Origin of the sequence: Streptomyces sp. NPDC005878 (assembly GCF_040629815.1) — a bacterium.
GTDB lineage: Bacteria > Actinomycetota > Actinomycetes > Streptomycetales > Streptomycetaceae > Streptomyces.
The window spans coordinates 92,447-105,407 of record NZ_JBEXWK010000013.1 but is presented as its reverse complement, the minus strand read 5'-3'; the positions used below and the strand labels follow the sequence as shown (position 1 = coordinate 105,407).

11 protein-coding genes and 1 tRNA gene are annotated in these 12,961 nt (G+C 73.2%); 6 read left to right on the top strand and 6 right to left on the bottom strand.

Annotated features, from left to right (window positions below):
- Positions 1-37: 37 nt before the first annotated feature.
- Positions 38-1,543, top strand: coding sequence for a hypothetical protein (locus tag ABZ404_RS20450; RefSeq protein WP_358990643.1), 1,506 nt, complete (start codon positions 38-40; stop codon positions 1,541-1,543).
- Between the two features lie 135 nt (positions 1,544-1,678).
- Here the strand turns inward: ABZ404_RS20450 and hppD are convergent, their stop codons facing one another.
- On the bottom strand, positions 1,679-2,824 hold the full coding sequence (gene hppD / locus ABZ404_RS20445; RefSeq protein ID WP_358833255.1) for a 4-hydroxyphenylpyruvate dioxygenase: 1,146 nt from the start codon (positions 2,822-2,824) through the stop codon (positions 1,679-1,681).
- Positions 2,825-2,945: 121 nt separating this feature from the next.
- Between hppD and ABZ404_RS20440 the strand changes: the two genes are divergently transcribed.
- The 4 genes from ABZ404_RS20440 to ABZ404_RS20425 all read left to right on the top strand — a co-directional run bounded on the left by ABZ404_RS20440 (position 2,946) and on the right by ABZ404_RS20425 (position 5,766).
- The gene (locus ABZ404_RS20440; RefSeq protein WP_358833256.1) at positions 2,946-3,425 is read left to right on the top strand and encodes an Lrp/AsnC family transcriptional regulator; all 480 of its coding nucleotides are present in this window, start codon (positions 2,946-2,948) and stop codon (positions 3,423-3,425) included.
- 148 nt (positions 3,426-3,573) lie between these two features.
- A complete protein-coding gene (locus ABZ404_RS20435; protein ID WP_358833257.1) occupies positions 3,574-4,182 on the top strand; it encodes a winged helix-turn-helix domain-containing protein in 609 nt (202 codons plus the stop codon).
- 34 nt (positions 4,183-4,216) lie between these two features.
- Positions 4,217-4,414 carry a hypothetical protein gene (locus ABZ404_RS20430; protein WP_358833258.1) on the top strand — a complete coding sequence of 66 codons (198 nt, stop codon included), beginning with the start codon at positions 4,217-4,219 and terminating at the stop codon, positions 4,412-4,414.
- Complete coding sequence (locus ABZ404_RS20425) at positions 4,411-5,766, top strand: MFS transporter (RefSeq protein WP_358833259.1); 1,356 nt, start codon at positions 4,411-4,413, stop codon at positions 5,764-5,766. The genes ABZ404_RS20430 and ABZ404_RS20425 overlap by 4 nt, the downstream gene beginning before the upstream one ends.
- Positions 5,767-5,980: 214 nt before the next feature.
- On the opposite strand, the gene ABZ404_RS20420 is transcribed toward ABZ404_RS20425, so the two are convergent.
- From ABZ404_RS20420 to ABZ404_RS20405, 4 genes are all read right to left on the bottom strand, one after another.
- Complete coding sequence (locus ABZ404_RS20420) at positions 5,981-6,769, bottom strand: S16 family serine protease (protein WP_358833260.1); 789 nt, start codon at positions 6,767-6,769, stop codon at positions 5,981-5,983.
- A 253-nt stretch (positions 6,770-7,022) separates the two neighbouring features.
- Positions 7,023-7,667 (bottom strand): helix-turn-helix domain-containing protein, encoded by a 645-nt coding sequence (locus ABZ404_RS20415; protein ID WP_190091831.1) that lies wholly within the window; start codon positions 7,665-7,667, stop codon positions 7,023-7,025.
- Between the two features lie 365 nt (positions 7,668-8,032).
- Positions 8,033-9,817: a DEAD/DEAH box helicase gene (locus tag ABZ404_RS20410; protein ID WP_358833261.1), complete on the bottom strand. Its 1,785-nt coding sequence runs from the start codon at positions 9,815-9,817 to the stop codon at positions 8,033-8,035.
- A 670-nt stretch (positions 9,818-10,487) separates the two neighbouring features.
- The gene (locus tag ABZ404_RS20405; protein ID WP_358835175.1) at positions 10,488-11,987 is read right to left on the bottom strand and encodes an MFS transporter; all 1,500 of its coding nucleotides are present in this window, start codon (positions 11,985-11,987) and stop codon (positions 10,488-10,490) included.
- A gap of 231 nt (positions 11,988-12,218) precedes the next feature.
- On the opposite strand from ABZ404_RS20405, the gene ABZ404_RS20400 reads away from it, so the two are divergent.
- Positions 12,219-12,293 (top strand) — tRNA-Cys (locus ABZ404_RS20400).
- Between the two features lie 34 nt (positions 12,294-12,327).
- On the opposite strand, the gene ABZ404_RS20395 is transcribed toward ABZ404_RS20400, so the two are convergent.
- Positions 12,328-12,786: a hypothetical protein gene (locus tag ABZ404_RS20395; protein ID WP_358835174.1), complete on the bottom strand. Its 459-nt coding sequence runs from the start codon at positions 12,784-12,786 to the stop codon at positions 12,328-12,330.
- Positions 12,787-12,961 lie beyond the last annotated feature (175 nt).

The following is a 12,961-nucleotide window of genomic DNA, read 5'->3' as shown; positions in this document are numbered from 1 at the left end:
CGGGATGTGCTCTTCGTATCGACGCACAGTGATCGCCATGGAGACCGAAGACGAATGGCCGCCGCGCCGACGGACCCTGACGCTGCCGCCGCCCGCCCGGCCGACGCCGCTGGAGCCGGCCGGACCGCCGCCCGCCCGCACCGCGCGCCGCACGATGATCGGCGCGGCGGTCGCCGCGCTGCTGACCGCCGGGGTCCTCGTGGTCCTGCCGCAGACCCGGCTCGCCGGCCACGACGCGCCGCCGCCCGCGCCGGGGCCGGTCGCGCGGGCGCTGACGGCGGTGGGGGCCGGGGCGCCCGCCTCGGCCGCCGAGCTGACCGCGCTGATCGCCGACCGGCGGGCGTGGGTGCGCGCCCACCCCGCCGACGACGCCTCCTGGGCGGTGCTGGGCTCGGCCTATCTGGGGCGGGGCCTGCGGTCGGCGGACTCCTCGTACTACCCGCGCGCCGAGTGGGCCCTGCGGCGTTCGCTGGCGGTCCGCCCAGCCGCCCGGGGCAACGCGGCCGCCCGCATCGGCCTGGCGGCGCTGGCCAACGCGCGGCACGACTACGCGGCGGCGCGGACCATCGCCGAGGAGGTGCGCCGGGGCGACCCCAAGCGGTGGACGGTGTATCCGGTGCTGGTCGAGGCATACATGGGCCTGGGTGACCTCAAGGGCGCGGCCGGGGCGGTGGAGAAGCTGCTCGATCTGCGCGGCGGCTCCACGGCGCTGGCCGCGGCGGGCGCGGTGTACCGGGAGCGGGGCTGGCGCGAGGACGCGGCGGCGTCGCTGACCGAGGCGGCCGCGTACGCCGCCACACCGGTCCAGAAGGCGGACTGCCTGCGGCAGTTGGGGGACCTGGCGTGGGACCGGGGTGAGCCCGCCGAGGCGCTCGCGCACCACGCGGCGGCGCTGCGCACGGATCCGGGCGCGCACGCGGCGCTGGCGGGCCGGGCCCGCGCGGAACTGGCGCTCGGCCGTACGGGGGCGGCGCGCCGCGACTACGCGGCGGCGGTCGCCCGTCTGCCACGCCCCGAATACCTGCTGGAGCTGGGCGAGTTGTACGAGTCGCTGGGGCTCGCCGCCGACGCCCGCGCCCAGTACGCGCGGCTGCGGGCGCGGGCCGCGTCGGACGACGGCCACGGGGTGCGGGACGCGCTCGTCCTGGGCCGTTTCGAGGCGGACCACGGCGCCCCGGAGGCGGCGGTGGAGCGGCTGCGCGCCCAGTGGCGGCGGGCGCCGAGCGCGGCGGTGGCGGACGCGCTGGGGTGGGCGCTGTACCGGGCCGGGGAGCCGGAGGAGGGCCTGGTGTTCGCCAGGGCGGCGGCGGAGAAGGGCGGCCGGACCGCGCTGTTCTCCTATCACCGGGGGGTGCTGGAGCGGGAGCTGGGCCAGTACGGTCCCGCGCGGCGTTACCTCGACGAGGCGCTGCGGACGAATCCGTACTTCTCGCCGCTGCTGGCGCGGGAGGCCCGGGAGCAGTTGGAGGGGCTCGGAGAGCTGCCGGAGGGGGGCCCGAAGGACATGTACGGGTCGGCGGCGCCGCCCAAGCAGACGCCGTAGCCCCGCCCGGGCCGCCGCCCCTGAACACCCGCGGCCGGCAGGCGGGAACAGCCGCGGCCCCCACGGGTCAGGTCCGTGGGGGCCGCGTGATCGTGAAGGTACTTCAACTGGCCTGCGCGGGAGGCGGGTTGCGGGTCACAGGTTGCCGCGCTTCTCCTGCTCGCGCTCGATCGCCTCGAACAGCGCCTTGAAGTTGCCCTTGCCGAATCCCATGGAACCGTGCCGTTCGATCATTTCGAAGAAGACCGTCGGCCGGTCCTGCACCGGCTTGGTGAAGATCTGGAGGAGGTAGCCGTCCTCGTCCCGGTCCACCAGGATCTTCAGCTCGCGCAGGGTCTCCACCGGCACCCGGGTCTCGCCCGCCCACTCGCCCAGCGTGTCGTAGTACGAGTCCGGGGTGTCCAGGAACGCCACGCCCGCCGCGCGCATCGCCCGTACCGTCGCGACGATGTCGTTCGTGGCCAGCGCGATGTGCTGGACGCCCGCGCCGCCGTAGAACTCCAGGTACTCGTCGATCTGCGACTTCTTCTTCGCGATCGCGGGCTCGTTGATCGGGAACTTGACCTTCAGCGTCCCGTCCGCGACGACCTTCGACATCAGCGCGCTGTACTCGGTCGCGATGTCGTCGCCCACGAACTCCTTCATGTTCGTGAAGCCCATGACGTTGTTGTAGAACGCCACCCACTCGTTCATCCTGCCGAGCTCGACGTTGCCCACGCAGTGGTCGATCGCCTGGAACGTGCGCTTGGCCGGCGGCTCGACGATCGGGTCGGCCGCGACGAAGCCGGGCAGGTACGGGCCGGTGTAGCCGGACCGGTCGACCAGGGTGTGGCGGGTCTTGCCGTACGTGGCGATCGCGGCGAGCACGACCGTGCCGTTCTCGTCCTTCACCTCGTACGGCTCGGCCAGGCCCGTCGCGCCGTGCGCCGTGGCGTACGCGTAGGCCGCGCGCGCGTCCGGCACCTCGATCGCGAGGTCGACGACTCCGTCGCCGTGCTCGGCCACGTGGTCGGCCAGGAAGCGGCCGTGGTCGGTGGACGCCTTGATGACGGAGGTGAACACGAACCGGGCGGAGCCGTTGGTCAGGACGTACGAGGCGGTCTCACGGCTGCCGTTCTCCGGTCCGGAGTACGCGACGAGCTTCATGCCGAAGGCGGTCGAGTAGTAGTGCGCGGCCTGCTTGGCGTTGCCCACGGCGAAGACGACCGCGTCCATTCCCTTCACCGGGAAGGGGTCGGCCTGCCGGGCGGTGTCGGGCGTGTGATCGATGGTCTCAGTCATGACGGCAGGCTCCCCCCGTCCTGCAAGGTGCGCAATAGTTTGCGTCAGCGGTGGACAATCTGCCCAGCCGGACCCCGCCGGGTTCCTGCTTTCTGTACATCGTGACCATCCGGAGAGGCTCATGGCGATCGATCATCTGGACGGGCGGCTCATCGTGCTGCTGGCACGGGAGCCGCGTATCGGGGTTCTTGAGGCGTCCCGCAGGCTCGGCGTGGCGCGCGGCACGGTCCAGGCCCGGCTCGACCGGCTCCAGTCGAACGGGGTGATCCGGGGGTTCGGCCCGGACGTCGACCCGGCGGCCCTCGGCTACCCGGTGACCGCCTTCGCGACCCTGGAGATCAAACAGGGCCAGGGCGCCGACGTACGGGCGCACCTGACCACCGTGCCCGAGGTCCTGGAGCTGCACACCACCACCGGCCACGGGGACATGCTCTGCCGGCTGGTGGCCCGCTCCAACGCCGACCTCCAGCGGGTGATCGACCGGGTCGTGGGCTTCGAGGGGATCGTCCGGGCCTCCACGGCGATCGTCATGGAGAACCCGGTCCCGCTGCGGATCATCCCGCTGGTGGAGCAGGCCGCGGAGGACTCGGCCAGGGGGTGAGGGACGGACGCGCCGGTCCTTCACCCCCTGCCGGATCGCTCCGCACTGATCACTCCGCACAAGATCCCTCCGTACAAAGATTCCGATGCAAAGAAGTAGTTGCAAAGAAAGGGTTGCAACGGATCCTTTGCGGCTCTACGGTTGTCCCATGACCGAGAACGACGACCCGCGACCGGACACCGCCCAGCCCGAGCCGCGCGAGCGGAAGCTCGACGCGCACTCGCTGCGGGGCCTGGCCCACCCCCTGCGCATCCGGCTGCTGGGCGCGCTGCGGCACGACGGCCCGGCCACCGCCTCCCAACTGGGCGAACGGCTCGGCGAGTCCAGCGGCGCGACCAGCTACCACCTGCGCCAGCTCGCCGCGCACGGCTTCGTCGAGGACGCGCCCGAGCACGGCAAGGGCCGCGAGCGCTGGTGGCGGGCGACCCACGAGGGCACGAGCTTCACCGAGGAGCTGCACCACGACAAGGACCCCGAGGTGCGCGGCGCGGTCGACCTGTTCAAGCACGAGATCGCGACCATCCACACCCAGGAGCTCTCCACCTGGCTGGGGACGATGAACGAGTGGTCCGACGAGTGGTCCGCCAACGCCGACATGAGCGACTTCACCCTGCGGCTGACCGCCGCGCAGTTGCGCGAGCTGAACGAGAAGACCCACGCGCTCATCGAGAGCTACCGCGACCTGGCCCACCAGGACACCGACGACACGGCCCAGGTCCGCGTCCATCTGCACGCGTTCCCGCGCAAGAGCTACTGAAGCGAACCCCCCGACCGGCGAAGGGATCACGCACATGCTGCCCGACACGTACACGTACCTCACCCTGCACGAGTACCGCGCCGCCGAACTCCGCGAGGAGGCCGCCGCCCACGCGCTCGCCCCGCGCCGCGAACCCCACCGCATACGTACGCGGGTGGGCCTGAAACTGGTCGCGTTGGGCACCCGCCTCGCCCAGCCCGCCCCGCCGCGCCACCGCACCCGTATCGCATGAGCGGCGCCGGGGGGCACGAGGAGGAGCACGGGGAGCGCGGGGAAGGAGGCGGGCGGCACGAGGAAGGGGGCGGCCAGGGGCGTACCCGCACTCCCCTGGCCGCCGTCCTGACGGCCAACACCATCTCCACCGCCGGAAGTTCACTGACCCTGATCGGCGTTCCCTGGTTCGTCCTGGAGACGACCGGGAGCGCCGGACGGGCCGGGGTGGTGGCCTTCTGCGCCACCCTGCCGATCGTGGTGGCCGCGCTGGTCGGCGGCCCGGTCATCGACCGCCTGGGGCGGCGGCGGGTGAGCGTCGGCTCCGACCTCGTCTGCGCGCTCGCCGTCGGCGCGGTCCCGCTGCTCCACTTCGCGGGAGCGCTCCCCTTCTGGCTGCTGTGCGCGCTGATGGCCGTGGAAGGGCTGGCCGCGACGCCCGGCCGGACCGCCCGGTACGTCCTGGTGCCCGACCTCGCCGAGCGCGCCGCTACGACCCTGACCCGCGCGGCCAGTCTCTTCGACGCGGTGCAGCGCGGCGCCCGGATGGCGGGCGCGGCCCTCGCCGGGCTGCTGATCGCGCTGGCCGGCGCCGAATCCGTCCTGCTCCTGGACGCGGCGACGTTCGGTACGTCCGCGCTGCTGGTCGCCCTCGGCCTGCGCGGCACCCGCGCGGCCGAGCCGGTACGGAACGCGGCGCCGGTCTCCCTCACCACCTACCGGGCCGAACTCCGCGAGACGTACGCCTACTTGCTGCGCGCCCGGCTGCTGCTCGCGGTCAGTGTGATGGTCATGGTCACCAACGGCCTCGACCAGGGCTGGAACGCGGTCCTGCTGCCCGTGCACGCCGAGCGCGAACTGGGCGGCTCCACCCAACTCGGCCTGCTGACCGCCGCGTTCGGGGCGGGCGGGCTGCTGGGCGCGCTGCTGTACGGCGCGGTGGGCCACCGCTTCCCCCGGCGTGCGGTGTTCACCACGGCCTTCGTCCTGGCGGGCGCGCCCCGCTTCGTGGTGGCCGCGCTGACCGGCTCGGCGCTGCCCCTCGCGATCACGATGGCGCTCGGCGGCCTCGCGGGCGGCATGCTCAACCCGATCCTGACGACGGTGACGTACGAACGCGTCCCCCAGGAGCTGCGCAGCCGCGTCTCCGGCGCCCTGACGGCCGGCTGCGAGCTGGCGATGCCGCTGGGCGGCCTGGGCGCGGGCCTGCTGGTGGACGGCGCCGGGGCGCGGGGAGCGCTGCTGGTCGCGGGCGCGGTGTATCTGGCGACGACGCTGAGCCCGCTGGTGTTCCCGGCATGGCGGCAGATGAACGACCAACTCCCGCCCTCGGGCCCCGGGTTGAAGCCGGAACCGGCGGTCGCGGCACGCTGAGCACCCGGGCCGGGCGGGGGCGCGTCGGGTGGGGGCGCGCCGGGCGGTCGGGCGTCTGGCCCGGCGGTCGGGCGTCCAGGCGGGCAGCCGGGCGGTCGGGGGCGCCGATCCGGGCAGTCAGGCGTCCAGCCGACTGCTTGGCATCCAGCCGGACGGTCGGGCGTCCAGCCGGGCAGCCGGGCGGTCGGGGGCGCCGGTCCGGGCAGTCCCGCTTCTAGCAGCTGGGAACGTCCCCGCCCTTGTCCAGCGCCTTCAGCGCGGAGACCGCCCCCGAGAGCGTCGTGACCGGGATCAGCCGCAGACCGCTGGGCAGTTCGGCGCGCGCGTCCGCGCACTCGTCCTTCGGTACGAGGAAGACGCTCGCCCCGTCCCGCCGCGCGGCCCGCGTCTTCAGCGAGACGCCGCCGACCGCGCCGACGGTGCCGTCCGCGTCGATCGTGCCCGTACCGGCGATCGTCCGGCCGCCGGTGAGGTCGCCGCCGGAGCCGTCGCCGTGGAGCTTGTCGACGATGCCGAGGGAGAAGAGCAGCCCGGCGCTGGGGCCGCCGACGTCGGCGAGGTTGAGGGTGACCTTGACCTGCTTCGGAGCGAGGTGGAGGTAGTTCAGCGCGGCGGCGGTGGCGCTGTCCTGCGACTCCTTCATCTCGGCCCGGTTGTGCTCGCTGATCTCCTCGTCGCTGCCGCCGCTCGGGTAGACCGAGTCGCGGGGCATGACGGCCTGATCGGTGCGGAACCAGGCCCGGACGACGTCGGAGATCCCCACGCTGGTGGAGGGGCCGGTCGCCACGATGGTCACCATCCGCAGCTGCCCGGTGGTGGGCCGGGCGGGCCTGCCCTCGATGGTGATCACCGGCTTGCCCTTGTCGTCCCCGAGCACGTTCGCGGTCGGCCCCGGCTCGGCCACGGAGAACGGCAGCGGCGCGAAGCCGACGACGGCGAGCAGCGCGACGACCGGGGCGGAGCCGATGGCGAGGTTACGGAGGCGTGAGTGACGGGGATGCACGGACCCAATGTATCGGGGCGCGGCGGATGCCCCGGGGGGCTGGGGTGCGACACCACACGGCAGCCGGGGTGGCGGGCTCCCCGGGCCGGGGCCGGGCGAAGGACTCCCGAACCGGGTCCGGGCGGGGGCTCAGGCCGGGTTCGGGCGGCGGACTCCCGGGCCGGGCCCGCGTACCTCCGGTACCCCGGTACGCCGGTACGCCGGTACGCCGGACTCCCGCGACTCGCGCCCCCGCCCCCTCCCCGCCCAAAGATCACCGCAGCGCGTCCGCGACCTCCCGGGCCGCGTCCACCACCCTCGGTCCGACCCGTTCGGGGACCGCGTCCGCGAGCATCACCACGCCCACGCTCCCCTCTATCCCCGTCACCCCGACCAGCGGCGCGGCGGCGCCGCTCGCCCCGGCCTCCAGCTCGCCATGGGTGAGGGTGAAGCCGGGGTCGACGAGGCCGCCGGCCTGGCGGGCGGAGAGGATGGCGCGGCCCGCGGCACCCCGGTCGAGGGGGTGGCGGAACCCGGCCCGGTAGGCCACGTGGTAGTCGGTCCAGGTCGGCTCGACGACCGCGACGGCGAGCGCGTCCGCCCCGTCGACCAGGGTGAGGTGCGCGGTCGCCCCGATGTCCTCGGCGAGGGAGCGCAGCGCCGGCAGGGCCGCCTCCCGTACGAGCGGATGGACCTGCCGGCCCAGGCGCAGCACCCCGAGGCCGACCCGGGCGCGGCCGCCCAGATCACGTCGTACGAGAGCGTGCTGTTCCAGTGTGGCGAGCAGACGGTAGACCACCGTCCGGTTGACGCCGAGTTTGTTGGACAACTCGGTGACGGTCAGGCCGTGGTCGGTGTCGGCGAGCAGCTTGAGGACACGCAGTCCCCGGTCGAGCGTCTGGGAGGTCTCCGCGGTCACGACGCCCACTCCTTATGGTGAGTCGCGGCGGCTCCCCACGGACTCGCGGCACCGGTCCCATCGGCGACGCGCACAGAGGCCGCCGGCAGGCCATGGCACCGGCTGCGCTCCGCGGCGGCGCTGCCACGGGGCGTTTTGCATGGCCGGGACAGTAGCGACCGGTCCCGCTCAGCGGAAGCCCTCGTCCAGAATCCGGGCGCGCACGGTGGCGACCCGGGGTTTTCCTCCTGGTTCGGGACCGGATTCCAGGCTGCCGGGGCCGTACGCAGGACCGAGGTGCGGGGTCGACCGGAGGCGACCCGAACTCTCCCCCACCGGAGGAGCGTCAACGGGATCGGATCACCCCGCCCCCACACCCCCACCGGTCACTTCATCCGCGTGGCCCACTCCTGCACCTTCTTGATCCGCTCACGGATCTGCCCCGCCGTGGCCTCGGCGCTCGGCGGTCCGCCGCACACCCGCCGCAGCTCGGTGTGGATGACGCCGTGCGGCTTGCCGCTCTGGTGGACGTACGCGCCCACCATCGTGTTCAACTGCTTGCGCAGCTCCAGCAGCTCCTTGTGGGAGACGACGGGCCGCCGCTCGGCGGGCATCTCCAGGAGGTCGGCCTGCTCGGCCGGCTTCTGCCGGCTGTGCGCGATCTGCCGGGCCTGCCGCTTCTGGAGCAGCAGCTGCACCTGGTCGGGTTCGAGGAGCCCGGGGATCCCGAGGTAGTCCTGCTCCTCCTCGCTGCCGGGGTGGGCCTGCATACCGAACTCGGCCCCGTCGTAGAGCACCCGGTCGAAGACGGCGTCCGACTCCAGGGCCTCGAAGGGGAGCATGTCCTGGTCGCCGGTGTCCTCGTCCTGCTGCTTCTCGGCCTCGGCGAGGAGCTTGTCCTCCTCGGCGTACGGGTCCTCCTCCCCCTCCTTCTTCGGCTTGTCGAGCACATGGTCGCGCTCGACCTCCATCTCGGAGGCGAAGCCCAGCAGGGTGGGGATGGTCGGCACGAAGACAGAGGCGGTCTCGCCGCGCCGCCGCGACCGTACGAAACGGCCGACGGCCTGGGCGAAGAAGAGGGGCGTGGAGATGGTGGTGGCGTAGACGCCGACGGCGAGCCGGGGCACGTCGACGCCCTCGGAGACCATCCGGACGGCGACCATCCACCGGTCGTCGCTGTGGCTGAACTCGTCGATCTTCTTGGACGCACCCGTGTCGTCGGAGAGGACGACGGTGGCCTTGTGGCCCGTGATGTCCCGGATGAGCTTGGCGTAGGCGCGGGCGGAGTCCTGGTCCGAGGCGATGACGAGGGCGCCGGCGTCCGGGATGCCCTTGCGGACCTCGGTGAGCCGCTGGTCGGCGGCGCGCAGCACGTTCGGCATCCAGTCGCCGCGCGGATCGAGCGCGGTGCGCCAGGCCTGGCTGATGGCGTCCTTGGTGAGCGGCTCCCCCAGCCGCGCCTCGATCTCGTCACCGGCCTTGGTGCGCCAGCGCATGTTGCCGCTGTACGAGAGGAAGATGACCGGCCGGACGACACCGTCGCCGAGGGCGTTGCCGTATCCGTAGGTGTAGTCGGCGGAGGACCGCCGGATGCCGTCGTTCCCCTCCTCGTACGTGACGAAGGGGATGGGGTTGGTGTCGGACCGGAAGGGGGTGCCGGTCAGGGCGAGCCGCCGGGTGGCCGGGTCGAACGCCTCCAGGCAGGCCTCACCCCAGGACTTCGAGTCACCGGCGTGATGGATCTCGTCCAGGATGACGAGGGTCTTGCGCTGCTCGCAGCGGTTGCGGTGGAGCATGGGGCGCACGCCCACACCGGCGTACGTGACGGCGACCCCGTGGTACTCCTTGCTCAGCGGCCCCGCACTGTAGTCGGGGTCCAGCCGGATGCCTATCCGCGCGGCGGCCTCCGCCCACTGCTTCTTCAGGTGCTCGGTCGGCGCGACGACGGTGATCTGCTGCACGACGTGATGGTGCAGCAGCCACGACGCGAGCGTCAGCGCGAAGGTCGTCTTGCCGGCGCCGGGCGTGGCGACGGCGAGGAAGTCGCGCGGCTGCTCCTGGACGTACTTCTCCAGCGCCCCCTGCTGCCAGGCACGCAGCTTGTTGGCCGTACCCCAGGGGGCACGCCCGGGAAAAGCGGGCGAGAGGTGGTGGGAGGCGGTAGTAGTCACGGTCTCCGGTTCGTGCGCTCGGGTGCGGCGGCCGACCCGACCCGACCCCGGGCCCTCGACCACGTACGTACGACAACCGGGCCACCTTACCGGTGGAGCGGGGGTGGGGGCGGGGTGGCGGGGCGGGTGGGGGGTGGGGGGTGAGGGGGGTCACAGTGGGGGTGGGGGGTGGGGGCGGCGTCCCGCCGGGGGGAGGGGCGGAACTCCGGCAAGGGCAGGGGCGGAGCCCCGCCGGGGTGCAGGGGCGCGGCCCCGCCGGGGTGCAGGGGCGGAGCCCCGCCGGGTGCAGGGGTCCGGCCCCGCCGGGGGCAGGCGCGGAACTTCGGCAAGGGCAGGGGCGCGGCCAGGCCGGGGTGCAGGGGCGCAGTACCGCCGGGTGCAGGGGCGGAACCCCGCCGGGGGTGCAGGGGCGGAACCCCGCCGGGGGTGCAGGGGCGCAGCCCCGCCGGGGGTGCAGGGGCGGAACCTCGCCGGGGGTGCAGGGGCGCAGCCCCGCCGGGGGTGTAGGGGCGCAGCCCCGCCGGGGGTGTAGGGGCGCAGCCCCGCCAGGGGTGCAGGGGCGCAGCCCCGCCAGGGGTGCAGGGGGCGGAGTCCCCGCTCAGGGGTCCGGGGACGGAGTCCCCGGGTAAACCCCACCCCTCCACCCCACCTCCCCCCACCCCCGGAGGGTTCAGGGAAGGGGCGGGGAGGGGCGAACCTCCCGAAGCCGCACCCCCACCCACGCCCCCACCCCCGCGACAACCGCCATGGGCAGAAACACCGCCACGAACGCCCCGGGGTGCCCACCCCCAACAGCCCCACCAACCCCACCCACCTCATGCGCAGCCCCCACCGACCCCCCACCCAGCGCCGCGAACGCCGCCCCACCCCCCGCGAGCAGCAGCACGTTCGACAGCCCGTCCGAGATCTGGAGGGCGGCGGAGTTCGTCCCCGCCTCCCCCGGCGCCGAGAGCTTCAGCAGCAGCACGCTCGTAGCGGCGATGACCATGCCCATCCCGAAGCACCCCACGCCCCAGGCGACCGCCACCACCCACACCGGCACCCACGACACCAGCACGCTCGGCGCCGCAGCGATGGCCGAGGCGACCATCAGCATCCCCACCACCATGAGCCGCTCGCGGTACGGCTCGGCCCACGGCCGCGCCTGTACGTACGATCCGAGCGCCCACGTCCCCCCGCCCGCCGCCAGCGACAGCCCGGCCAGGGTCGGCGACATCCCCCGCTGTGTCACGAGCATCAGCGGTACGAACGACTCGGCCGCGATGAACGACCCCGCCGCGATCCCCCGCAGCAGCACCACGGACGGCAGCCCCCGCACCGCCCGGTACGTACCGCGCGGCAGCAGTGCGCGCCGCCCGGCGACGGCGGGCACCAGCAGCGCGGCGCCCGCGACCGCGGGCAGGAGGGAGAGTGGGCGCAGGTCCTGCCCGGCGTACTGGAGCAGCCCCGCGCCCAGCGAGATCATCAGCGCGAGCCGGATGCGGCGGCGGTCGAAGGGCTCGACGGGCGCGCCCGGGTCGGCGGGCCCGGACGCCATCCGCCGGATCGCGGGCAGCGCGAGCGCCAGCGGGAAGACGACGAGTACGGGAATGCCCACGAACACCCACCGCCACCCCAGGTGCTCGGTGACGCTGCCGGCCGCCAGCGGCCCGACCACCGACGGCACCACCCAGCTCGCCGCGAACGCCGCCATGATCGCGGGCCGCATGTGCTCGGGGTAGGCGCGCCCGACCACGACGTACAGCGCCACGATGACCAGCCCGCCCCCGAGCCCCTGCACGGCCCGCCCGCCGATGAAGGTCCACATGTTCACGGCGGTCCCGGACAGCAGCAGCCCCGCCCCGAACGCCGCGATCCCGACCGCGAGCGCCCCGAGCGGCCCGCGCCGGTCGGCCCACTGCCCGGCGACGACCATGCCGAAGAGGCTGGTGGTGAAGTACGCGGAGAAGGCGAACGCGTACAGCGACACCCCGTCCAACTCCCGCGCCGCCACGGGCATGGCGGTCCCGACGGCGGTCGCCTCGAAGGCGATGAGGACGACGACGGCGATGGTGCCGATGCTGAGCGCGCGATGGGTTTTGCCGAGGATGCCGGGGGTGCCCGAGGGGCCGGAGGGGTCGGGGGTGCGGGAGGGGGTGACGTCCGCGTCGGCTGATTCCAGGGCGCTCATGGGCCCACAGTAAGGGCCGAGAACCCCTTTGACCCCTGTCCAGAGACGGTCCCGCACCTCAGCATTTGGTCGTAAGCCCCAGCGCTCACTCCCGCCCCGGCCCCCAGGCGGCTCCTATGAACGGGCCCCTACAAACACGACTATGAACACGACATGGCAGTCACATTGCAGCCCCCACCCACCCCTTCCCCCGCCGCTCCCCGCCCCCTACGGTCAAAGAAGTCAACACCCGGCCGTGTGCCCGAGTGGCTCAGGGGCTCGCCTGCAAAGCGAGTAACGCGGGTTCAATTCCCGCCACGGCCTCCAACAGGCAAGCGCAGTGGGCGCCGTCCTACGGCGCTCACCCCTTCGGGGGTTCGCATTTCAGCTCCGCTTTGGCGAAGCGCACGAACTGTTGCATGAGAACAGTGAAGGTTTCCTTGGTCCGTTCGTCGCGGGGCGCGGATTTCGCGCTGATCCCCAGCTCTACGATTTTCACCTCAGCGGGCGATACGTTGCGCGGGGACGGCGGCCGCCCTGGGCGCTCGCACCGGAAGTAGGCGGAGACTCCCCCCCGGTAGACGATTCCTTTGTCGCCGGCGGCGATGGGAGTCGGATCGAGCGGCGCATTCGAATTCCAGACGAACTTCTCGACATCGCTTCCCTCGGACCACGAACGCTCCCCCCATGCCGTGAAATTCGCCACGCCATTGACTTCCACCTGACATCCGGCAAATTTCCTGCGCCCGTACAGGTCAAAAACCCGATCCCCCTTCACCTCCACGTCTTCATCTGTGCTTTTCGGAAGCAGGGACGCCACGGAGCCCCCCGGGAACGCTCCCCAACAAACCCTCTCGGGCAACTGCGGCGGTGAGTCTGCCTTCTCCTTGCCGCTTCCGGAGCATGCGCCGAGCAGCACCACAGCGACCAAAGAGGACGCCAGCGGGACGACTGACGCCCGGACCGTTCCCGGCGCCTCGCGTCGAGCCCTCCTC